The organism is Thermocrispum agreste DSM 44070, assembly GCF_000427905.1.
Taxonomy (GTDB): domain Bacteria; phylum Actinomycetota; class Actinomycetes; order Mycobacteriales; family Pseudonocardiaceae; genus Thermocrispum; species Thermocrispum agreste.
In genome coordinates this window covers 847,421-869,251 of sequence record NZ_KE386603.1, presented here as the reverse complement: position 1 = coordinate 869,251, position 21,831 = coordinate 847,421, and the positions used below count along the sequence as shown (strand labels likewise).

At 71.3% G+C, this 21,831-nt stretch carries 16 protein-coding genes and 1 riboswitch; of the genes, 10 read left to right on the top strand and 6 right to left on the bottom strand.

Translation table 11 applies throughout. The features are described from left to right. The first annotated feature begins 146 nt into the window (after positions 1-146). On the top strand, positions 147-4,742 hold the full coding sequence (locus YWY_RS0114155) for an ATP-dependent helicase (protein ID WP_038045079.1): 4,596 nt from the start codon (positions 147-149) through the stop codon (positions 4,740-4,742). A 680-nt stretch (positions 4,743-5,422) separates the two neighbouring features. Continuing rightward, positions 5,423-5,923, top strand: coding sequence for a peptide deformylase (gene def / locus YWY_RS0114150; protein ID WP_028848139.1), 501 nt, complete (start codon positions 5,423-5,425; stop codon positions 5,921-5,923). A 918-nt stretch (positions 5,924-6,841) separates the two neighbouring features. On the opposite strand, the gene YWY_RS0114145 is transcribed toward def, so the two are convergent. Next, positions 6,842-7,606, bottom strand: coding sequence for a maleylpyruvate isomerase N-terminal domain-containing protein (locus YWY_RS0114145; protein ID WP_028848138.1), 765 nt, complete (start codon positions 7,604-7,606; stop codon positions 6,842-6,844). Then, positions 7,606-8,127, bottom strand: a complete 522-nt coding sequence (locus YWY_RS22085) for an SAV_6107 family HEPN domain-containing protein (RefSeq protein WP_156899240.1) — start codon at positions 8,125-8,127, stop codon at positions 7,606-7,608. Before YWY_RS22085 ends, YWY_RS0114145 begins: the two co-directional genes overlap by 1 nt. Before the next feature lie 226 nt (positions 8,128-8,353). Between YWY_RS22085 and YWY_RS0114135 the strand changes: the two genes are divergently transcribed. Beyond that, positions 8,354-8,911: a GNAT family N-acetyltransferase gene (locus tag YWY_RS0114135; protein ID WP_028848137.1), complete on the top strand. Its 558-nt coding sequence runs from the start codon at positions 8,354-8,356 to the stop codon at positions 8,909-8,911. A 490-nt stretch (positions 8,912-9,401) separates the two neighbouring features. Here the strand turns inward: YWY_RS0114135 and YWY_RS0114130 are convergent, their stop codons facing one another. Both YWY_RS0114130 and metF read right to left on the bottom strand, forming a co-directional pair. After that, positions 9,402-11,081 (bottom strand): DUF885 domain-containing protein, encoded by a 1,680-nt coding sequence (locus YWY_RS0114130; RefSeq protein ID WP_038045078.1) that lies wholly within the window; start codon positions 11,079-11,081, stop codon positions 9,402-9,404. Between the two features lie 43 nt (positions 11,082-11,124). Then, positions 11,125-12,009 carry a methylenetetrahydrofolate reductase [NAD(P)H] gene (gene metF, locus YWY_RS0114125; RefSeq protein ID WP_028848135.1) on the bottom strand — a complete coding sequence of 295 codons (885 nt, stop codon included), beginning with the start codon at positions 12,007-12,009 and terminating at the stop codon, positions 11,125-11,127. Positions 12,010-12,135: 126 nt separating this feature from the next. Here metF and YWY_RS0114120 point away from each other — a divergent pair, with 126 nt between their 5' ends. Together YWY_RS0114120 and YWY_RS0114115 are read left to right on the top strand one after the other, a co-directional pair. Next, a complete protein-coding gene (locus YWY_RS0114120; protein WP_028848134.1) occupies positions 12,136-13,215 on the top strand; it encodes a polyprenyl synthetase family protein in 1,080 nt (359 codons plus the stop codon). Between the two features lie 46 nt (positions 13,216-13,261). Beyond that, positions 13,262-14,047 (top strand): LLM class F420-dependent oxidoreductase, encoded by a 786-nt coding sequence (locus YWY_RS0114115; protein ID WP_028848133.1) that lies wholly within the window; start codon positions 13,262-13,264, stop codon positions 14,045-14,047. 105 nt (positions 14,048-14,152) lie between these two features. Here YWY_RS0114115 and YWY_RS0114110 read toward each other — a convergent pair whose 3' ends face one another. Beyond that, a complete protein-coding gene (locus YWY_RS0114110; RefSeq protein WP_028848132.1) occupies positions 14,153-14,521 on the bottom strand; it encodes an Rv2175c family DNA-binding protein in 369 nt (122 codons plus the stop codon). Between the two features lie 44 nt (positions 14,522-14,565). Here YWY_RS0114110 and pknB point away from each other — a divergent pair, with 44 nt between their 5' ends. Next, complete coding sequence (gene pknB / locus YWY_RS0114105) at positions 14,566-16,515, top strand: Stk1 family PASTA domain-containing Ser/Thr kinase (protein ID WP_028848131.1); 1,950 nt, start codon at positions 14,566-14,568, stop codon at positions 16,513-16,515. An 81-nt stretch (positions 16,516-16,596) separates the two neighbouring features. Continuing rightward, positions 16,597-17,169 carry a hypothetical protein gene (locus YWY_RS0114100; protein ID WP_156899239.1) on the top strand — a complete coding sequence of 191 codons (573 nt, stop codon included), beginning with the start codon at positions 16,597-16,599 and terminating at the stop codon, positions 17,167-17,169. A gap of 118 nt (positions 17,170-17,287) precedes the next feature. Here YWY_RS0114100 and YWY_RS0114095 read toward each other — a convergent pair whose 3' ends face one another. Continuing rightward, entirely contained in the window at positions 17,288-18,655 is a 1,368-nt protein-coding gene (locus YWY_RS0114095) for a class II 3-deoxy-7-phosphoheptulonate synthase (protein WP_051310227.1), read from the bottom strand. Between the two features lie 171 nt (positions 18,656-18,826). Continuing rightward, positions 18,827-18,974: riboswitch (cobalamin riboswitch) on the top strand. 100 nt (positions 18,975-19,074) lie between these two features. Here YWY_RS0114095 and YWY_RS0114090 point away from each other — a divergent pair. The 3 genes from YWY_RS0114090 to YWY_RS0114080 all read left to right on the top strand — a co-directional run bounded on the left by YWY_RS0114090 (position 19,075) and on the right by YWY_RS0114080 (position 21,817). Then, positions 19,075-20,007 (top strand): ABC transporter substrate-binding protein, encoded by a 933-nt coding sequence (locus YWY_RS0114090; RefSeq protein ID WP_028848128.1) that lies wholly within the window; start codon positions 19,075-19,077, stop codon positions 20,005-20,007. Positions 20,008-20,075: 68 nt separating this feature from the next. Then, positions 20,076-21,038, top strand: a complete 963-nt coding sequence (locus YWY_RS0114085; protein ID WP_084609290.1) for a FecCD family ABC transporter permease — start codon at positions 20,076-20,078, stop codon at positions 21,036-21,038. Next, positions 21,035-21,817 carry an ABC transporter ATP-binding protein gene (locus tag YWY_RS0114080; protein WP_038045356.1) on the top strand — a complete coding sequence of 261 codons (783 nt, stop codon included), beginning with the start codon at positions 21,035-21,037 and terminating at the stop codon, positions 21,815-21,817. Before YWY_RS0114085 ends, YWY_RS0114080 begins: the two co-directional genes overlap by 4 nt. Positions 21,818-21,831: the final 14 nt, after the last annotated feature.

The window sequence follows — 21,831 nt, the reverse complement described above, 5'->3', positions numbered from 1 at the left end:
CACTCCCTTCTTCCGGTGACGCCTCGTGGGGCAGCATGAATGCTGCCATGTCAGGTGCCCGCCGCGTGGCAATACCCGGCAAACCACCCGGCGAACACCGCGCGCGCAGGCGATCAGGGACCATTTCGTCGGCGCCATCGGCCAAGATGGGACCGGTGACCGGCGTGCTCGAGTTGTTCTCCGCCCCGACGCGGGCGTGGTTCAGCGCGGCGTTTCCCGGTCCGACCGCCGCGCAGGAAGGCGCCTGGCGCGCTGCCGCCGGCGGCGGTGACGTACTGGTCATCGCGCCGACCGGCTCGGGCAAGACGCTCGCGGCGTTTCTGCTCGCCGTCGACCGGCTGGCCAGCTCCGAGCCGCCGCAGGATCGACGGCATCGCTGCCGGGTGCTGTACGTGTCCCCGCTGAAAGCGCTGGCCGTGGACGTGCAGCGCAACCTGCGCGAGCCGCTGGAGGGCATCGCGGCCGCCGCGCGCAAGCTCGGTGCACCGGCGCCCGAGATCACCGTCGGGATGCGCACCGGCGACACCCCGTCGTCCGAGCGGGCGCGCTTCACCCGGTCCCCGTCGGACATCCTGGTGACCACCCCGGAGTCGCTGTATCTGCTGCTGACCTCCAACGCCAGGGAGTCGCTGCGCGGCATCCGGACGGTGATCGTCGACGAGGTCCACGCGGTGGCGGGCAACAAGCGGGGCGCGCACCTGGCCCTGTCCCTGGAGCGGCTGGACGATCTGCTGCCGAAGCCTGCGCAGCGCATCGGGCTGTCTGCCACGGTGCGCCCGGTGGACGAGGTGGCGACGTTCCTGTCCGGCGGGCGCCCGGTCGAGGTGGTCCAGCCGCCCACCCCGAAGACCGTGCAGGTCACCGTCGAGGTGCCGGTGGAGCACATGACCCAGCTGCCGGTGCCGGAGGAGGACCGCGCGTCCCAGCCGATGGGGTCCGAGCTGGGCTGTCAGGAGGAGACCGTGGGCGCGCCGGTCCGCCGCCCGTCCATTTGGCCTTCGGTCGAGCGCCGCATCTACGAGCTGGTGACCGCGCACCGGTCGACCATCGTGTTCACCAATTCGCGGCGGCTGGCGGAACGGCTCACCACGCGGCTGAACGAACTGCACGCCGGCGAGCCGACGCTGAGCACGTTCCCCGCGCAATCGCCCGGCCAGTCCGGTGTCTCGGCCGTCCCGCCCCCGGTGATCGCCAAGGCCCACCACGGCTCGATGTCGCGCGAACAGCGGCTGATCGCCGAGGAGGAGCTGAAGGCGGGCACGCTGCCGTGCGTGGTGGCCACGTCGTCGCTGGAACTGGGCATCGACATGGGCGCGGTGGACCTGGTGATCCAGGTCGAGCCGCCGCCGACGGTGGCGTCCGGGCTGCAGCGGATCGGCCGGGCTGGGCACCACGTCGGGGCGGTGTCCACCGGGGTGATGTTCCCCAAGCAGCGCGGCGAGCTGCCGGGCTGCGCGGTGGTCGCCGAGCGGATGGCCGCGGGCCGTATCGAGTCGCTGCGCTGTCCCCGCAACCCGCTCGACGTGCTGGCCCAGCAGATCGTGGCGATGGTGGCCGCCGAGCAGGACCGTCCGCTGACGGTGTCGCACGTGGCCGAGGTGGTGCGCCGGGCAGCGCCTTATCGCGAGCTTCCCGACGACGCACTGCATGCGGTGCTGGACATGCTCTCCGGCCGCTATCCGAGCACGGATTTCGCCGAGCTGCGGCCGCGGATCACGTGGGATCGCGCCACCGGCGAGCTGCGCGCCCGGCCCGGCGCGCGGCGGCTCGCCGTGACATCGGGCGGCACGATCCCCGATCGCGGGCTGTACACCGTGGTCACTGCCGCCGGGGAGGGCGAGCGCCGGACCCGCGTCGGCGAGCTGGACGAAGAAATGGTGCACGAGTCCCGGGTGGGCGACACCATCCTGCTGGGCACCTCGGCCTGGCGGATCACCGACATCACGCCGGATCAGGTGGTGGTCGTGCCCGCACCGGGGCAGCCGGCTCGCATGCCGTTCTGGAAGGGTGAGACGGTCGGCAGGCCACTGGAGCTGGGCAAGGCCATCGGGGCGTTCGTCCGTGAGCTGGCGGCCATGGACGAAGCGGACGCGCGCGAGCGGGCGGCCGCTGCCGGGCTCACCGACTGGGCGGTGGACAACCTGCTGGCCTACCTGGCCGAGCAGCGCGCCGCCACCGGCCACATCCCGGACGACCGCACCATCGTCATCGAGCGCTACCGCGACGAGCTCGGCGACTGGCGGGTGGTGGTCCATTCGCCGTTCGGGGCTCAGGTGAATGCCCCGTGGGCGCTGGCGATCTCCGCGGCACTGCACCGCCGCAAGCGGCTGGATGCCCAGGTCATGCACTCCGACGACGGCATCGTGCTCCGCCTGCCGGACGTGGCGGAGTCCGCCGTGCTGCGTGCACAGGACATCGTGCTCGATCCGGATCTGATCGACGACGTGTTGCGCACCGAGGTCAGCTCGAGTGCGTTGTTCGCGGCGCGGTTCCGGGAATGCGCGGCCCGCGCATTGCTGCTCCCCCGGCGGGATCCGCGGCGCAGGCAACCGTTGTGGCAGCAGCGGCAGCGCGCAGGCCAGCTGCTCAGTGTCGCCGCGGACTACGACCGCTTCCCCGTGGTCCTGGAGGCCATGCGCGAGTGCCTGCAGGACGTGTACGACGTCGCGGGCTTGCGGTCGGTGATGCGTGACATCGCCGCCCGCGCCATCCGGGTGGTCGAAGTCCAGACCCAGTCTCCGTCGCCGTTCGCGCGCAGCTTGCTTTTCGGCTACGTCGGCGAATTCCTGTACAACTCGGACGCACCGCTTGCCGAGCGGCGCGCCGCCGCCCTGGCGTTGGATTCGGCGCTGTTGGCGGAACTGCTGGGGTCGGAATCGCTCCGCGAACTGCTGGATGCCGACGTGATCGCGGACGTGGAGGCGGACCTGCAGCATGTGTCCGCCGAGCGGCATGCGCACAGCGTGGAAGCGGTCGCCGATCTGCTGCGCACCCTCGGTGACCTCACGCCGGAGGAACTGGCCGCTCGTGGCGTCGCCGAGGAGTGGATCACCGAACTGGAGAGGTACGGGCGCGCGATGCGAGTCACCGTCGCAGGCCAGGAGCGCGTCGCCGCCGTGGAAGACGCTGCGCGATTGCGGGACGGCCTCGGTGTAACGATTCCCGCCGGTGTTCCTGCGGCGTTTCTCGAACCGGTGGAGGACCCGGTCCGCGATCTGCTCGTCCGCTTCGCCCGGAGACGGGGCCCGTTCACCGCGCGGCAAGCCGCCGAACGGTTCGGGCTCGGCGTGGCGGTGGTGGAGCGCGTCCTGGACAAGCTGGCCGGCGCCGGCGTTCTGGTGCGCGGTCAGTTGCATCCCGCGCCGGCGGACTACGCCGTCGACTATTGCGACGCCGACGTGCTGCGGCGGATTCGCCGCGCATGTCTGGCCCGCATGCGCGCCGAGGTCGAGCCGGTCGACCCCCACGTACTAGGTGCTTTCCTTCCGGCGTGGCACGGCATCGGCGGATCGTTGGCACGGTCGGCGACGGCCGACGATCTGCTCGGCTGTGTCGAGCAGCTGGCGGGCGCGCCCGTTCCGGCCTCCGCGCTGGAGTCGCTGGTGCTGCCCGCGCGGCTGCCCGGCTACACCCCTGCCCTGCTGGACGAGCTCACCACCAGCGGCGAGGTCACGTGGTGCGGGTGCGGAACGCTGCCCGGCGGAGACGGGTGGGTGGCACTGGCACCGTCGGACGTCGCCGATTTGCTCCTTCCCGACCCCGTCGACGTTCCCACCGGCGAGCTCCACACGGCGATCGTGGCCGCGCTGGACGGCGGTGCGCTGTTCTTCCGCGAGCTGGTCGAGCGGCTGCACGGGCGCATCGACCCCTCCCCCACGGATTCCGAAGTGGTCACCGCACTGTGGGATCTGGTGTGGGCAGGCGTGGTCACCGGGGACAGCCTCAATGGCCTGCGCGCCGTGCTGTCCGGTGGTGGTGCGGCCCAGCGTCCACGACGCACGGCACCGCGAGGCCGCTACGCACGGATGCGGGCGCGGACCATGGGCGCGCAGCTGCCAGCACGTCCCCGGTTGCCCACCATCGCCGGGCCGCCGACGGTCTCCGGGAGGTGGGCCTTGGTGCCGCAGCGGGAGCAGAACCCCACACGGCGCGCGCACGCCCGCACCGAATCGTTTCTGGAGCGCCACGGGGTGCTCACCCGCGGGTCGCTGGACACCGAGCGGGTCAGCGGTGGCTTCGCCGGCATCTATCAGGTCCTGCGGCAGATGGCCGAGACCGGGCAGGTCATCCGGGGCTATGTGATCAACGGGCTCGGTGGCGCCCAGTTCGCGGTGCCCGGCGCGATCGACCGGCTGCGGGCCGTCGATCCGCTCGGCAAGGACGTGGTCGTGCTGTCGGCGGCCGACCCTGCGCAACCGTACGGTGCGGCGCTCCCCTGGCCTGCGCCGGCCGGTGAGTCGCCGCACCGGCCCGGCCGCAAGGCAGGGGCGGTGGTGGTGCTGGTCGGCGGACGGCCGGCGCTGTACCTGGAGCGTGGCGGGAAGTCGCTGCTGTCGTTCACCACCGACGAGGACGTGCTGGCCGCCGCCGCGCATGCGGTGGCCGATCTGGTGCGATCCGGCCGCTTGGAGCCGCTGACGGTCCGGCGTGCCGACGGCGAGCAGGCGCTCACCTCCGAGCTGGCCGGGGTGCTGCGGGCCGCCGGATTCCGCGCCACCCCGCAAGGTCTACGGTTGCGCTGACCGGATCTGCACAGTGTCGCGCTCGTCGTCGTGCCCAGCGGCAACGCCACGGACCGCACCCGTCGTCGTGCCCAGCGGCAACGCCACGGACCGCACCCGTCGTCGTGCCCAGCGGCAACGCCACGGACCGCACCCGTCGTCGTGCCCGGCAGCAACGCCACGGACCGCGCTCCCGGTCGTTCCGGACGGGGCAGGAGCAGGCTCTGGTGCTCGCGGGCAGGGGCGATGCGGAGCCAGTGGACGGCTGGTGGATCGAACACGGACCGGATTGGCTGTTGTGGGCAGGCGACCAGCCGGCCTGCGGTCGTCTGCGGAAGCGCCCTGGTGGGCCGCCGACAGGACCTCGTTCCGACGCGGCACCGCCCCGGTGCTGGCCCGGGGTGGAATCCGGGAGCTGGCCCCGTGACCGATGCGGGGCACCTCGTGACCGATTGCGGGAGCCGGCCCCGTGACAGGTCCCGAAACCGGTCCCGTGACGTAGTGCGCGTGCTGGTCCCGTCAGGAACCGGTTGGCCCCGTCAGGAACCGGTTGGTTCCGTGATGGAATCGCGGTGCTGGTCCCGTAGCGGAATCCTGGCGAGGTTCCGGGTCGATCCCGGGTGCTGGTCCGGTGTGGGAGCTGTTGTCGACGCCGGCAGGTGCGCCGGTGTCGAGCGTGCGTCGCAGGGAACGGAGGAGCGGTGGCGATCAAGGAACTGCGGTACTTCGGAGATCCGGTGCTGAAGACCCCGTGTGAGCCCATCACGCGGTTCGACAGGAGCACCGAGGTCTTGGTGCGCGACCTGCTCGACACCGTCGACCAGCCGGGCCGGGCGGGCTTGGCCGCACCGCAGATCGGCGTCGGCCTGCGCGCGTTCAGCTACCGGGTCGGCAAGCAGCTGGGCTACGTGCTCAACCCGGAGCTGGTGGAAGTCTCCGACGACGTGCACGAGGTCGACGAAGGCTGCCTGTCGGTGCCGGAGCTGTGGTTTCCGGTGGTACGGGCCAAGCGCGCCGTGGTCCGGGGCGTGGACGTGCGCAACGAACCAGTCACCATCGCCGGGGAGGGCTTGCTGGCGCAGTGCTTGCAGCACGAGACCGATCATCTGGACGGCAAGCTCTACCTGGACCGGCTGGCCCCGGAACAGCGGAAAAAGGCCTTCCGGATGTGCCGCGAATCGACGTGGTTCTGGCGACGGTGAGCCGGGCGGCCCGGTTTATTGTCGGCGACGGTGAGCCGGGCGGCCCGGTTTCGGGGGAACCGGGCTGTGAGCAGGATGTGGTGGCTCTGCGGCATCGGGCCGGAGCACCGGCACGGCTCAGACGAGCGGGACAAGATCGGCGTACAGAGCGAACGCGCTGGTGAGATACGCGGGATACCGGTGAGGTGAGGTACGCGGGAGGCAGGTCCGCCGCTGGCCGGCCTGCAGCCGACGCGCGCCAGCCACGCGGGCCGACAGCCAGGCGGGTCAGCCGCACCAGGCCGAGAGCCACATGGGTCAACCGCACCAAGCGGACGGCCAACAGGCGTCAGCCGCGACGAACCGACTGCCGGGGGCGTCAGCCACGCCGAGCCGACAGCCAGACAGGCACCAGCCACGCCAAGCCGACAGCCAGGCGGGCGTCAACCGTCCAAACCGCCAACCAAGCGGGCACCAGCCACAGCAAGCCGACAGCCAGACAGGCGCAAGCCGCGCCGAGCCGGCGGCCGGCTGGGCGTCACGCAGGGTCGACGGCAGCGGGCCTCGCCCGGCAAGAACCGCCCGCGGAGCCCAGTCGACGACCATTCCTCACGGGCGTCGGAGTGGCAGCCGCGCCGCATCGGGGGCTGGGTCGGCAATGACGCCCCTGGCGAGTCCGCAACTTCGGGCGACTCGGCCGACGAAAACAAACCAGGACGCCCGGCAAACCAGGACGCCCGGCAGACCGGACGTTGGCCGGCCCTGCGGCCGATGGGATCGGCTGGCCGGCAGGACCATGGCCCGGCCGCCCCGGCAGCTCGGCCACCACGCCCCGGCACCTCGGCCACGTCCTGCCCACTCGGCGCACGTGCGGCTCGGCCAGCACTCTGCCACTCGGTGAGCCTCATGCACCCGCTCGGCACGTGGCCGACCGAACCCTCACCGAGTGGCCAGCCGAAGCAGCGCCCACAGCTGGGCGACGGCGTCCTCGTCCCCCTCCGTGGTCACCGCACCGGTCGGCACTCGCCCCCACAGCCACAGGTACAGCCGCATCGCGGTACCCGTCACGCGCGCGTCGGCCCCTGCCACCTCGTCCGCGTCCGCGCGCCACGCGGCCGTGGCCGACGGGCCGGCCCTGGTCATCCAGTGCCGATCGCCCACGCTGATGCCCACCGTGCCAGCCCGCGTCCCGGACACCCCGAGGCCCCCGAGACGATGGCCGTACCACAAGGTCAGCACCTCGTCGATACCGTCGACCGCCACGTCCTCGGCGACCTCGGTGACGTCCTTTTCCGCCGCGCTCTCCACGTCCGTGCGATGCACCGTCGTCTCGTGCGCCATGCGCCTGCGCCAGAATCCGGCCGTGGTGTCCTCCGGCCACCAGGTGCCCGCAGGCTCATGCGGATCCCGCCTCGCCAGCTCCTCGGCCAGTTCCGCATAACTTTCCCGCAGATACTGCTGCACCGGCTCACCACGCGCGGGCTCCCGCTGCCACTCGGTCGGCCGTTCACCGGTTCGCAACCACGCCACGACCATCCGATACACCGAGCCGACATGCCGGACCGTCTCGGCGAGCGTCAGCCCAGGCACCGCAGGTACACGCGCATCCGGGCGGGCGCCCGAGGAGGCATCCACCAGCAATTCGACTTCGACCCCCAGCACATCGAGCAGCCGCCCGTGCTCGACGAGAACCTTCTTCGACATCAGGCGGACCGCAGGTCTCGCTGCGCCGGGACACGCACCGCGGCGCTTTCGCCCGGCACCACCCTGCGCTGACCAGCACGCCGGACACCGCGCGCACGCACACCCTGCGGCGGGCCCGCATACACCGCGCGCGTGGCCAGCTCGGTGAACTGGCCCGCCTGCCGCACCAGATCGTCGGCCGTGCGCCGGCTGATCCGGCCGCTGATGCCCGCCTGCGCGGCATCGTGCAGACCGGAGTGCGCGGCGAAGAACCTCGCCCACTCGGCCAGCTCGGGCGCGGAGACCTCCAACAGCACCCAGCTGCTGGCCGGCTTCGCCCGCCCCCGGTGCGGCCTGCCACGCGCCACCAGCACGGCGGCGGCCGCTCGCAGCGCCGCGGCATAGGCCGCGGTGAACCGCTCGGCGGGCTTGTCGGCCCACTCCGCATCGCCCAGCGTCCGCCTGGCCTGCGCCAGCAACGAACGCGCCATCGGGGCGACCGGGGCGCCGGGCGAGGGCTGCCGGGCCATGGTGCCAGCCATGCTGCTCCCCTCCACTCCTTCGTCGGCGGACCGCGAAGCGAATGCCCGGCGGCGCTTCCCCGATCGCCGCCGGGCCACACCCGAGACCGCTTCCGAACACATGTTCGAACACTGGGAACATTAGCACATATGTTCGAAGGCGGGCAACAGCCCGGTCCGGCAAAAGTGTCCTCGTCAGCGCGTTCGCGATTAGACTTCTCACCGAGAGCGAGGGAGGGAGGCGGTCGTGACAACGATGCCCTCGCGCACCGTCCGCTACGTCGAACTCACGCCCGCCGAGTTCCGGCAGCGGCTGCCCGAATCACTCGATCTCTACGTGCAGGCCATGCGCTACCCGCCGGGCACGGCCGAGCAGCGTGCCCCGATGTGGCTGGCGCACATGCTGCGCGAGGGCTGGCGCAACGTGACCGCCCTCGACGCCGAAGGAACCATGATCGGCCTGGCCTACGGCTATCGCGGCCGACCTGGGCAGTGGTGGCACGAGCAGGTCCGCGCCGGGCTGATGGCCCGTGGCGAGCCGACCGACCCCCTCGACGACTACTTCGAGCTCACCGAGCTGCACGTGCGGCCGGACAGCCAGGGCAGCGGAATCGGCGAGGAGCTGGTGCGCACCCTGCTGGCGGATCAGCGGCAGCCGAGGGTGCTGCTGTCCACCCCGGAGGGCCCCAGCAGAGCCTGGCGCCTGTATCGCCGCCTCGGCTTCACCGACGTGCTCCGGCACTACCGGTTCGCAGGCGACCCGCGGCCGTTCGCCGTCCTCGGCCGCAGCCTCCCCCTCGACTGACGCGACCCGGCGAACACCGCAGAACGCCGCCAGGGCGAGCGCATGCCGGCTCCGGCAAGGCCGGACCAAGAGCGCGGACCGTGATCGCCCCCGGAACGCCCCTGCCGGACACTGTGCGCTGAACGACTCGGTCGGACACCGCGCGCCGAACGGCCGGAGTCACGACCCGGCGGTCAGGGCACGACCCGGCAGCCGCCGGAAAGGTGGTCCTCCGACTTTGGCTCGGGCGTCGGCGCCGGAGCGGACCGCCAGCACCACCGACGGAGCCGGGCACAACAGGGCACGACGTGACAGCACCAGAGCGACCGCCGAGCTGAAGCCCGCACGACAAACCAGGCACGGACCAGGGCAGGACCGGCCAGCACGCCACGGGGCCGAGCCGCGGCGGACCATGGACGCGCATCGGTACCAGGCGGCCGGCCAATGCTCCGGACCGGAGGCTCGCCAGGGCCCACGGCGAGGCACGACCACCAGTGCCGCACGGCCGGAGTCAGTACAACGCGGCCAGCTGCTCGCGCAACGTGTCCAGCCCCATCCCACCCAGGCGCAACGCCCTGGTGTGGAACTCCTTCAGGTCGAACGCCGCCCCGGCCCGCCGCCGGGCGTCCTCGCGGGCGGCCAGCCACAGCCGCTCGCCGATCTTGTACGCGGGCGCCTGGCCCGGCCAGCCCAGGTAGCGGTCGATCTCGTCCCGCACGTGCGCCGGGTCGGTGATCGTCCGGGTGAGCATGAACTCCAGGCCGAGATCCGGCGTCCACCGCTCGCCTTCGTGGAATCCCGTGCCCCGCGGGATCTCCAGCTCCAGGTGCATCCCGATGTCCACGATCACCCGCGCGGCCCGGAACAGCTGCCCGTCCAGCATGCCGAGCAGGTTGCCGTCGTCCTCCAGAAAGCCCAGGTCGCGCATGAGCAGCTCGGCGTACAACGCCCAGCCCTCGGCCAGTCCGGACGTGGTGCTCATCAGCCGCTGGAACCGGTTCAGCGACTTCTCGTACACGCTGGTGCCGATCTGCAGGTGATGCCCGGGCACGCCCTCGTGGTAGACCACGCTCAGCTCACGCCACGTGCTGAATTCCTCCCGGTCGGCCGGGATGGACCACCACATCCTGCCGGGCCTGCTGAAGTCCTCCGACGGCCCGGTGTAGTACGCGCCGACCGACCCTCCCGGCGGTGCGATCAGGCATTCCAGCCGGGTCAGCTCGCCGGGGATCTCGAAGTGCGTACCCTGCAGCGCCCGCACCGCCTCGTCGGAGTGCTGCTGCATCCACTGCTGAAACGCGTCCTGGCCGACCACGCGATAGCGCGGGTCGGCATCCAGCGCTTCGGCCACCTCGGCCAGCGAACCCCCCGGCTTGATGCGCTGACCGATCTGGCGCATTTCCCGCTCGAGCTCGGCGAACTCGTGCCAGCCCCACTCGTAGGCCTCCTCCAGGTCCACCGCGGAGCCGAGGAACACCCGCGACCACAGCGCGTACTCGTCCCTGCCGACCGCGTCGGTGCTCCTGGCCACCGGCGCCAGCTCGGCACGCAGGAACCCGGCGAACTCGGCGTAGGCCTCCTGCGCTTCCGCGCACCGGCGCTCCACCTCGCGGCGCAATGCTTCGTCGATCGACGCGCCTGCCGCCGCCGACGCCAGCTTCTGGAAGTAGCCCTCGGAACCGTGGAGGCCGGCCCACACCTCGCACTGCTCGGCGACCTTGGCAACCTGGCGCAGCGCAGGCGCACGACCGCGATCGAGGGCTTCCAGCAGCGATGCCCGGTACCCGGCGAGCGCGGCAGGCACCGCGTGCAACCGGGCGGCGATGGCTTGCCAGTCCTCCGCGGTCCGTTGTGGCATCAGGTCGAACACCATGCGGATCTCGTGCGCCGGGCTGGCGATGGTGTTCAGCGGCGCCAGATCCAGGTTCGCCTCGTGCAGCTCGACGGCCAGCCCCACCCGCTCGGTGAACACGGCTTTGGCCACCCGCTCGGAGTCGTCCGCCGGCTCCGCTGCGCGGACCGCCGCCAACGCGCGGCGAGCCAATTCGGCGCGCTGGGCCACGCCGTCCGGCGAGTAGTCGGTCAGCTTGTCGTCGTGGCCCGGGATCCCCAGCGACGTGGCTTCCACTGGGTGAGCCGCGGCGAACTCGTCGACGAAGGTGTTGCAGGTGTCGTGGATGCCCTCTGCCATGCCCGGCAGGCTACCTCCGCAGGCAACCGTCCGCGGCCACGACTCACGCCCGGACCGGAACCAGGCCGAGCCGGGTCACCACTTCCCTGGTCGCCTTGGACCGGTTGAACGTGTAGAAGTGCAGGTTCGGCACGCCCTCGGCGAGCAGCCGCTCGCACAGCTCGGTGGTCACGTCCAGCCCTTCGGCCCGGAACGCCTTCTTGTCGTCGGCCAGCGGCTCCAGCCTGCGCAGCAGCCACTCCGGGGCGGGCGCGCCGGACAGCTCGATCGTCTTGTGCAGCGTCCGCGGCGTGGTCAGCGGCATCACGCCGGGCAGCAGCGGCGCATCCACCCCCGCGGCGGCCAGCCTGTCCCGCAGCCGGAGGAAGTCGTCGGCCTCGTGGAACAACTGGGCGATGGCGAACTCCGCCCCCGCCTGGAACTTGCGCACCAGGTAGCGGGTGTCGGTCTGCAGATCCGGCGAGTGCGGATGCCCGTACGGGAAGGCCGACACCCCGACGCAGAAATCACCGAGCGAACGGATCAGCTCGACGAGTTCGTAGGCGTAGTTCAGCCCCTCCGGGTGCGGCACCCACTCACCGTGGATGTCCCCCGGCGGGTCGCCACGCAGCGCCAGCACGTTCCGCACCCCGACCGCGGCGTAGTGGCCGATCACGTTGCGCAGCTCGGCCACCGAGTGGTCCACCGCCGTCAGGTGCGCCATCGGCACCAGCGTGGTCTCCTGCGCCACCCTGGCGATGCTGCGGATGGTGCCGTCGCGCTTGCTCCCGCCCGCGCCGTAGGTGATCGACATGTAGGCCGGGTCGAACGATTCGAGCTCGCGGATCGACCGCCACAGGATCGCCTCCTCCTCGGCGTCACGGGGCGGGAAGAACTCCACCGAGAACGTGGGTGCCTCGCCGGAGATTCTGGACAGCACCGAGCTCATGTACACAGAGTAACAATCGTCCGCAGACCGGGAATTGTTCCCAAGATCCGGGAGAAAGCTCCCGCAACCGAGCCCACACACCGCCCCGCACGCGCATGTGCACCGGCGACGACGGACGATAGGCGCGTGACAGACACCGACCTGCCCGCAGCCGTCCAGCGCGTCCTCGAGCACTACCTCGCCCGAGCGGCCGGCGACCTCGCCGAGAAGTACCAGCCGTTCGGCGAGGCGGTGGCGGCGCTGCGCGCGTTCGTGCTCAACGGGGGCAAGCGCCTGCGGCCGACCTTCGCCTGGTGGGGCTGGCGGGCGGCAGGTGGCGCCGCGGACGGCCCGGCGGCCGAAGGGGCGCTGCACGCGGCGGCGTCGCTGGAGCTGATCCAAGCCTGTGCCCTCATCCACGACGACTTGATGGACGCCTCGGCGATCCGCCGCGGGGCGCCCACGGTTCATGTCGCGTTCGCCACCAAGCACCGGCAACAGCGCTGGCTGGGCACCGCCGAGGGGTTCGGGCTCGCAGCCGCCGTGCTGATCGGCGACCTGGCCCTGGTGTGGGCGGACGACATGTTCGCCGCCGCGGACCTTCCCGCGGACGCGCTCGCCGCGGCCCGCCCGGTGTGGGAAGCGATGCGCACCGAGGTCCTGGCCGGCCAGTACCTCGACGTCCACACGCAAGCCACCGGCGACGCCAGCCCGGAAGCCGCCCTGCGGGTCAGCGAACTGAAGACCGCCGCCTACACGGTGGCACGCCCGCTGGAGCTGGGAGCCAGGCTGGCCGGTGCGGCCGACGACCTCACCACCGCCCTGCGGTCGTTCGGCACCGACATCGGGGTGGCGTTCCAGCTGCGCGACGACCTGCTCGGCGTCTTCGGCAATCCCGAGGTCACCGGCAAACCGGCAGGCGACGACCTGCGCGAGGGCAAGCGGACGCTGCTGGTGGCACTCGGCATCGAGCGAGCCCGCGACCAGGACGACGAGGGCGCCGTGGAAGCCATCACCCAGGCGATCGGCAACCCCGAGCTGACCCACGACGTGCTGCAGCGTGCCCGGCGGGCCCTCGTCGACGTCGGCGCGGTCGAGGCGGTCGAGCACCGCATCGCCGAACTCACCGAACGCGCCCTGAACACCCTGGCCGCGGCAGGCATCGGCGAGCCGGCGGCCACCGAACTGACCAAGCTTGCCCATGCCGCCACACAACGGCGCCGATGAAGCGCAACTTGATCACCACCCCACATCGCGCGCGTACGGTGAAAACATGACGCCTACCCCCAACAAGCCGATTCGCATCGCGCTGCAGATCCACCCGCAGCACGCCGACTACGCCGACATCCGCCGCGCGGCGCAGGAAGCCGAGGACCTGGGCGCCGACATTCTGTACACGTGGGACCACTTCTATCCGCTTTACGGCGACCCGGACGGCAAGCACTTCGAGTGCTGGACCATGCTCGCCGCGTGGGCGGAGAGCACGTCCCGTGCCGAGTTCGGCGCGCTGGTGACCTGCAACAGCTACCGGAACCCGGACCTGCTGGCCGACATGGCGCGCACCGTCGACCACATCAGCGGCGGCAGGCTCATCCTGGGCATCGGCGCCGGATGGTTCGAGAAGGACTACACCGAGTACGGCTACGAGTTCGGCACGGCGGGCAGCAGGCTGAACGACCTGCGGGAGGCCCTGCCCCGCATCGAGAAGCGGCTGAGCAAGCTCAACCCGCCGCCGACCAGGCGTATCCCGCTGCTCATCGCGGGCGGTGGGGAGCGCAAGACGCTGCGCATGGTCGCCGAACGCGCCGACATCTGGCACGTGATCGGTGACGTGGACGTCGTGGAGCGCAAGAGCCGCATCCTCGACGAGCACTGTGCCGCGGTCGGGCGGGACCCGAACGAGATCGAACGCGCGGTGTTCGTCCGGGGTGAACCTGGCGACAACGCGGAGAAGCTGCTGCAGCTCGGCGTCACTCAGTTCGTCCCGCAGACCACCGGCCCGGACATGGACCTGTCCACGCTGCGCACCTGGCTGAAGTGGCGGGACTCGATCAGCTGAACCGGACGGCGGGCCGGACGTTTCCACCGAAGAACGTGACCGCGCCGCCGGGTGTCTGCCGTGACCACCCGGCGGCGCGGCCGTGTGGACCTCGAACGTGCCGGACTAGAACGCCAGCGCCTGGGCGCGCCGCTTGACCTCGGTGCCGTGGTTGGTGCGCAGCGCGTTGATCGGCGTGACGCCCGGCAGGCTTTCGTCCGCCGCGAACAACCAGCGCAGCATCTCGGTGGGGGTGAATCCGGCGTCGGCAAGCACCGTGAGCGTGCCTGCCAACCCCTTGACCGGGCCGTGGTCGCCGACGAAGTCCGCCGGGATGACCACTTCGCCGTCCCGCTTGATCGCGATCAGCTGCCCGTCGCGCAGCAACTGGCGCAGTTTTCCTGCGGAGATTCCGAGTTTCGCGGCTGCTTCGTCAAACCCGATGACCTCGACTTCCTCACCCAGCACGTCATCGGCGATTGGTATCGCTCCCACGGTGTCAGCGTGCCACAGTCGGCCCCCGGATACCATCGGCAGCTGTGACTGGACGGGACGCCACCCTCGTGGGGGCATTGCTCGATCATCGCTACCTGGTGACCGGATTGCTCGCACGCGGTGGCATGTCGACCGTCTACCGCGGGATGGACACCCGGCTGCAGCGGCCGGTGGCCATCAAGGTCATGCACCAGCAGTACGCCGCCGACCGCAGCTGGGCTCAGCGTTTCCAGCGTGAAGCGCTCGCGACGGCCAGGCTCCAGCATCCGAACGTCGTCGGGGTCTACGACCAGGGCGTCGACTACCGCGGCGACCAGGCCCACGCGTTCCTGGTGATGGAGCTGGTCGACGGCGGAACGCTGCGCGATCTGCTGGACGAACGCGGCGCCCTGCCGCCCGCGCTGGCGGTGTCGATCACCGAACAGGTGCTGGCCGGACTGGCGGCGGCGCATCGGGCCGGCCTGGTGCACCGCGACGTCAAGCCGGAGAACGTGCTGCTCGGCCACGGCGCAGGCCACACCGAGGACCCCGGCCAGGGATCGGTCAAGGTCGTCGACTTCGGCCTGGTACGGGCGATCGCCGGAGCGGGCACGACCAGTTCCAGCGTGATCCTCGGAACGGTCGCCTACCTGTCGCCCGAGCAGGTGGAGACCGGCGAGGCCAGCGAACGCAGCGACGTCTACTCGACCGGCCTGCTGCTCTACGAGATGCTCACCGGCAAGCCGGCGTTCTCCGGTGACACCGCCCTGTCGGTGGCCTATCAGCACGTCAACACGGACGTGCCCAGCCCGCGGGCGATGAACCCGGAGATCCCGGCGGTGTTGGACGAACTGGTCGTCCGGGCGACCCGGCGGGACCCGCGGCTGCGCCCGAAGGACGCCGCGGAGTTCCTGACCGAGCTGCGCCGGGCGCGCGCCGAGGCCGGCCTTCCGGTGGTGCCGGTACCCGCCGTCCCGCCCCCGAACGGCGGTGACCCGTCGGCCGATGCGACCGTCCCGGCGATGAACCCGGTGCGCGTCCCCTCCCCCAAGGACACGCTGCTGCAGTCGTCCGTCCTGCGCGACGCCCGGCCGCCCGCCGACACCGCATCGTCCCAGCCGCGCCGCATCGCCCCGCTGCGGGTCGCGTGGTGGAGCGCGGTCGCGCTGCTGGTGGCCGGCTTGGTGGCGGTCGGTGTGTGGATCTTCGTCCAGGCCGGTTCGACGGTACAGGTGCCCGACCTCGCGGGAATGACCCGCGACCGCGCGACGCAGGCGCTGCAGACCGCCGAGCTGCAGGCAAAGTTCGTCGAGCAGCGGCACAACACCATCGCCGCGGGCCTGGTCATCGAGACCCGGCCGGCGGCGGGCACCGAGGTGCAGGCCGGGGACACCGTCACGGTGCTGATCTCGGCGGGCAAGCCCGTCGTGCCGGACATCGCCGAAGGCGCCTCCCGGGAGGAAGCCGAACAGGCCATCAAGGCGGTGCAGCTGAAACCGGTGCACGACGAGGCGACCGACGAGTTCCATCCGTCGGTGCCGGAGGGCGCGGTGATCCGGGTGCAGCCCAAGCCGGGCACCACGCTCGACATCGGCGACGAGGTCACCCTGGTGCTGTCCAAGGGCCCGCCGCCGACGCCGGTACCGGACGTGACCGGCCTGCCCAAGGAGGAGGCGTTCCAGAAGCTGAAGGATGCCGGGTTCCACCCGGTCGACGGCGGCACGGAGTTCTCTGCGGATCTCGACGCGGGCATGGTCGTCCGCACCGAACCTGCCGCGGGCGCGACGCCGACGGACACCACGGTGAAGGTGGTCGTGTCCAACGCCGTCCCGGTGCCGAACCTGGTGGCCAAACCGGTGAAGGAAGCTCGCCAGCTCCTCGGTCAGCTCGGCCTCAAGCTGGAGGTCGTCCAGGGACGCGGGAAGGGCAGGCTGTCGCTGATCTACGCGCAGGAGCCCCGCCCGGGCGGGCGGGTCGAACCCGGCGGGACCGTCCGGGTGAAGACCATCCCGTGACGCGACCCCTGGTACGGCGGTGAATCCGGCGAGTTTCCGGCGCCGCCGGTGCGGGTATGCCTCCGTGACAAGGAGGCCGTGATGGACACATCAACCGTCGTTTGGATCATCGTGGCGGTGCTGGTCGTGCTGGCCCTCGCCGCGGTGCTGGCAATGCTCGCCCGGCGTTCCCGGGAACGCCGGACACACCAGCGGCACGAGGAAGCCGTGCAGCAACAGCGCGAAGCCGAGCAACGCGCGGTCGAGGCGCGCCGCAAGGACGCGGACGCCGCCGAACTGCGGGCCAAGGCGCTGCGTCAGCAGGCCGACGCGGACGCGATGCGGCAACGTGCCGAGCAAGACCTCGCGATGTCCGAACACGAAGCAGCACGGGCGGATGCCGAGCGCAGAGCGGCCGCCGAACAACACGCCAAGGCGCGCAAGGTGCTGCCGGACGACTACGACGCGCCCGGGGCCACACCAGTGCGGCAGCACGCCGACGCAGCCGAGACCACGGAAGGCACACCGGTGGAGCAGCGCACCGGCGCGGAGCCGGGGCCGAACCGGGACTGGCACGACCCGGACCCGAAGACGGTCCCGCACGGCACACCACAGGTGAACCCGCACACGATGCCGCCGCAGCAGACCGGACAGCCCGGCTGGCCCAGCCACTGACGGCTCCGGCCCGCACGGAAAACGGCGTGGAAAGCGGCGTGGGCGCGCACCGCATGTGCGGTCACCCACGCCGTTTCCGCGTGTCCGTCGTGGGTACGTGCCCGGCGATCCGCCGACGTCAGTTGCGCAGCATCTCCGCGACGAGGAAGGCCAGCTCCAGCGACTGCTGGGTGTTCAGCCGCGGGTCGCACGCCGTCTCGTAGCGGTCGGACAGGTCCAGGTCGGAGATGTCCTGCGCACCGCCCAGGCACTCGGTCACGTTCTCGCCGGTCAGCTCCACGTGGATGCCGCCGGGGTAGCTGCCCAGCGCGCGGTGCACCTCGAAGAAGCCCTGGACCTCGTCCACGATCCGGTCGAAGTGCCGCGTCTTGTAGCCGTTGGACGACTCGTGGGTGTTGCCGTGCATCGGGTCGCACTGCCAGACGACCTTGTGCCCGGACGCCTCCACCTTCTCCACGATGGGCGGGAGCACGTCGCGCACCTTGTTGTTGCCCATACGCGAGATCAGCGTCAGCCTGCCCGGTTCGTTGTACGGGTCGAGCCGCTCGACGTACTCGACCGCCTGCTCGGGCGTGGTCGTCGGGCCGATCTTCACCCCGATCGGGTTGGCCATGATCTCGGCGAACGCGATGTGCGCGCCGTCCAGCTGGCGGGTGCGCTCGCCGATCCACAGGAAGTGCGCCGACAGGTTGTACAGCTTGGCGTCGGGGTCGCCCGGCCGGTCGAGCCGCAGCATCGCCCGTTCGTAGTCCAGCAGCAGCGCCTCGTGACTGGCGAAGATCTCGGTCGAGTGCAGCGACGTGTCCTGCACCCCGCAGGCCGCCATGAACCGCAGGCCACGGTCGATCTCGTCGGCCAGCGCCTCGTAGCGCTCCCCCGCGGGCGAGGTGCGCACGAAGTCCTTGTTCCAGTTGTGTACCTGGGCCAGGTCCGCCATGCCCGCGGCGGTGAGCGCACGGACCAGGTTCATCGCCGCCGCCGAATTGGCGTAGGCGCGGATCATCCTGCCCGGGTCGGGCACCCGCAGCTTGGCGTCCGGGGTCAGCGAGTTGACGATGTCACCGCGGTAGACCGGCAACCCGAGCGAGTCGGTGGGGTTGGAACGCGGCTTGGCGTACTGGCCCGCGATCCGTCCCACCTTCACCACCGGCAGGCTGGCCCCGTAGGTCAGCACGACCGCCATCTGCAGCAGCGTGCGCAGGTTCGCCCTGATGTGCGGCTCGGTGTTGGACTCGAACGTCTCGGCGCAGTCCCCGCCCTGCAGCAGAAACGCCTCACCACGGGCCACCGCGGCCAGGCGCCTGCGCAGCCGGTCGATCTCGGCAGGGACGGCGATCGGCGGCGCCGACTCCAGCACCGTCCGTACCCGGACCACCGCCTCGTGGTCCGGCCACTCCGGCTGCTGCGCGGCGGGCTTGGCCAGCGCCTCGTCCAGCTTCTCGCGCAGCTCGGGCGGCAGCGGAGGCAGCGACGGGAGATTCTCCATCGAGACGTCGACAGTCCAGTTCACGGACCCATCGTATCGGCAGGGAGAACCGGCGATCCGGCCAGCCACCTCGGACGACACCGGGGTGCGGCGCGCGGCACACACCCCGCCCCAGGCGCCGGGATGTTACCGAGACCTCACGGCCCGGCCCACCCGAAATCGCCTCGCGCGCTGGTAATGTCCGGAATCGGCCGCATCCGCGGCCACCGGGATGGTTCAGCGAAGTCCGGTGCGAGTCCGGCGCTGTGCCGCAACTGTGATCGGCGGTTCCTGCCAAGCCGCCGTAAGCCAGGTCGCCTGTCCATCTCGGGGCAAGTCCCACCCCCGGCGCAGGGGTGCGGTGCCACCTGCGAAGCAGGACTCCGCAGCTCGGCCGGCCGAGCACGAGGGTCACTCGAATGAGGTCACATCGTTGGTCGATGCGCCGCGTCGCCGCGGCCGTATCCGTTCTCGCACTGACAATCGCCGGATGTGCCGACCGGGAAGGGGATTCCCGCTCGGCATCCGCCGCCGACAGCGGCTTCCCGCTGACCGTCACCACACCGGACGGCGGCAAACTCACCCTGGAGAGCAAGCCCGAGCGCATCGTGTCGCTGTCCCCCACCGCGACCGAAATGCTCTACGCGGTCGGCGCAGGTGACCAGGTGGTCGCCGTCGACGACCAGTCGAACTATCCGAAGGACGCTCCGCGCACCAAACTGTCCGGGCTGACCCCGAGCCCGGACAAGATCAGCGACTACGCGCCGGATCTGGTGGTGATCGACAACGACGTGGACAACTTGTCGGCCACGCTGGACAAGATCGGCACCAAGACGCTGATCCTGCCCGCCGCCAAGACGCTCGACGACGCCTACGCGCAGTTCGAGCTGGTCGGCAAGGTCACCGGGCACCCGGACGAGGGCAAAGACCTGGCCGACCGCACCAAGCGGGAGATCGAGAAGATCGTCGCGGACGCGCCGAAGCCCGCCGACCCGCTGACCTACTACCACGAGCTGGACCAGACCTACTACACGGTGACGTCGGAGACGTTCATCGGCCAGGTGTACGCGCTGTTCGGGCTGCGCAACATCGCCGACGGCGACGACCCGTCCGCGCACGGCGGCTACCCGCAGCTGTCCGCGGAGAAGATCATCGAGGCCGACCCGGACCTGATCTTCCTCGCCGACACCATCTGCTGCGGGCAGAGCCCGGAGACGGTGCGCAAGCGCCCCGGCTGGGACACCCTGACCGCGGTCCGCAACGGCCACGTCATCGCGCTGGACGACGACATCGCCTCGCGGTGGAGTCCACGCATCGTCGACCTGGTCCGCACCATCGCCGACGCGGTGGAGAAAGTCGAGGGCGCTGGGTGACGACCCGTCCCGTGACCCGCCTGCGGGCGCGCACGCTCGCGGGCGGGATCGCCGTCCTGCTGGCCACCATGCTCATGGCGGTCCTGATCGGGGCCGCCGAGCTCGGCTGGCAGCGGGTGCTCGCCGAGATCTGGGCACAGCTGGTCGGCGGCACGTCGCCGCTGAGCGAGCGGGAGGCGGCGATCCTGTGGCAGCTGCGGGTGCCCCGGGTGCTGCTCGCCGGTGCCGTCGGTGCCGCGCTGGCCATGTCCGGGGCGGCGTTCCAGGGCGTGTTCCGCAACCCGCTGGCCGACCCGTTCCTGCTCGGCGCCGCCGCGGGCGCGGGGATGGCCGCCACCATCGTGGTGGTGTTCGCCCCGGCGCTGACGCTGTGGGCCGCCTCCGCCCTGCCGGTGGCGGCGTTCGCGGGCGCTGTCGGCGGGGTCGCGTTGAGCTGGCTGCTGAGCACTTCCTACGGTGGCGTCAGCCCCACCACGTTGCTGCTGGCGGGGGTCGCAGTGTCGGCGTTCCTCACCGCGGTGCAGACGTTCGTGCAGCAGCTCAACGCCGACACCATCCGGCAGGTCTACAACTGGATGCTCGGCGGGCTGGCCATCACCGGCTGGGCCGACTTCGTCAGCGTCATCCCCTACATCGGGGCGGCCGCGGTGGTGCTGATGGTGTGCGCGCGCCTGCTCGACGTGTTGTCGCTGGGGGACGCGGAAGCGGCCTCGCTGGGCGTCAATCCGGGACGGCTGCGCCTGCTGCTGATCAGCGCGGCCTCGCTGGCCACCGCGGCCGCGGTGTCGGTCAGCGGCCTGATCGGCTTCGTCGGCATCATCGTGCCGCACTTCATCCGGCTGACCGTCGGGGCGAGCTACCGGGTGATCGTGCCGTTGTCGGTGCTGGGCGGGGCCTCGTTCCTGATCGTGGCGGACCAGATCGCCCGCACCGCCATGCCGGGGGAACTGCCCATCGGAGTGGTCACCGCGTTCGCCGGGGCCCCGTTCTTCATCATCGTGCTGCGACGCAACGCGGAGAAGCTGTGGTGAGCCCGGTCGTCGAACTGCGCAACGTCCGCGCCGGGTACCGGGACCGGCTGGTACTCGACGGGGTCTCGCTGACCGTGTCCGCCGGTGAGTGGCTGGCCGTGATCGGGCCGAACGGCGCGGGCAAGTCCACGCTGGTGAAAGCGATGCTCGGGCTGACCCGGCTGGGCGGGGAGGTGCTGATTCGCGGACGGGACCGGCGGACGCTGCCGGCCAGGGAAGCGGCGCGGATCATCGGCTACGCCCCACAGCAGCCGGCGATCCCCGGCGGGTTGACGGTCACCGACTACGTCCTGCTCGGCCGCACCCCGCACCTCGGCCTGCTGGCCCGCGAGCGCTCGGCGGACCAGCGCGTGGTGGCCGACGTCCTGCGCAGGCTGGACCTCGACAAGCTGGCCGCACGGCGGCTCGGCACGTTGTCCGGCGGTGAGCGACAACGAGCCGTGCTCGCCAGGGCGCTGGCTCAGCAGGCGGACGTCCTGCTGCTGGACGAACCGACCACCGGCCTCGACCTCGGCCACGCCCAGGCGCTGCTGGACCTGGTCGACCGGCTGCGCCGGGAGGACGGCACCACGGTCGTCTCGACCTTGCACGACTTGACACTTGCCGGCCAGTACGCCGATCGCGTGCTGCTGCTGGACGGCGGCGATACGGTGGCCGCCGGACCGCCCGAGGAAGTGCTGACCCCGGAGCTGTTGGCCAGGCACTACGACGCAGACGTCGAGGTCGTCACCGTGGCCGGACGCCAGGTGGTCATCCCGGTGCGCACCAACGGACGCTAGGCGACGCCGACGCG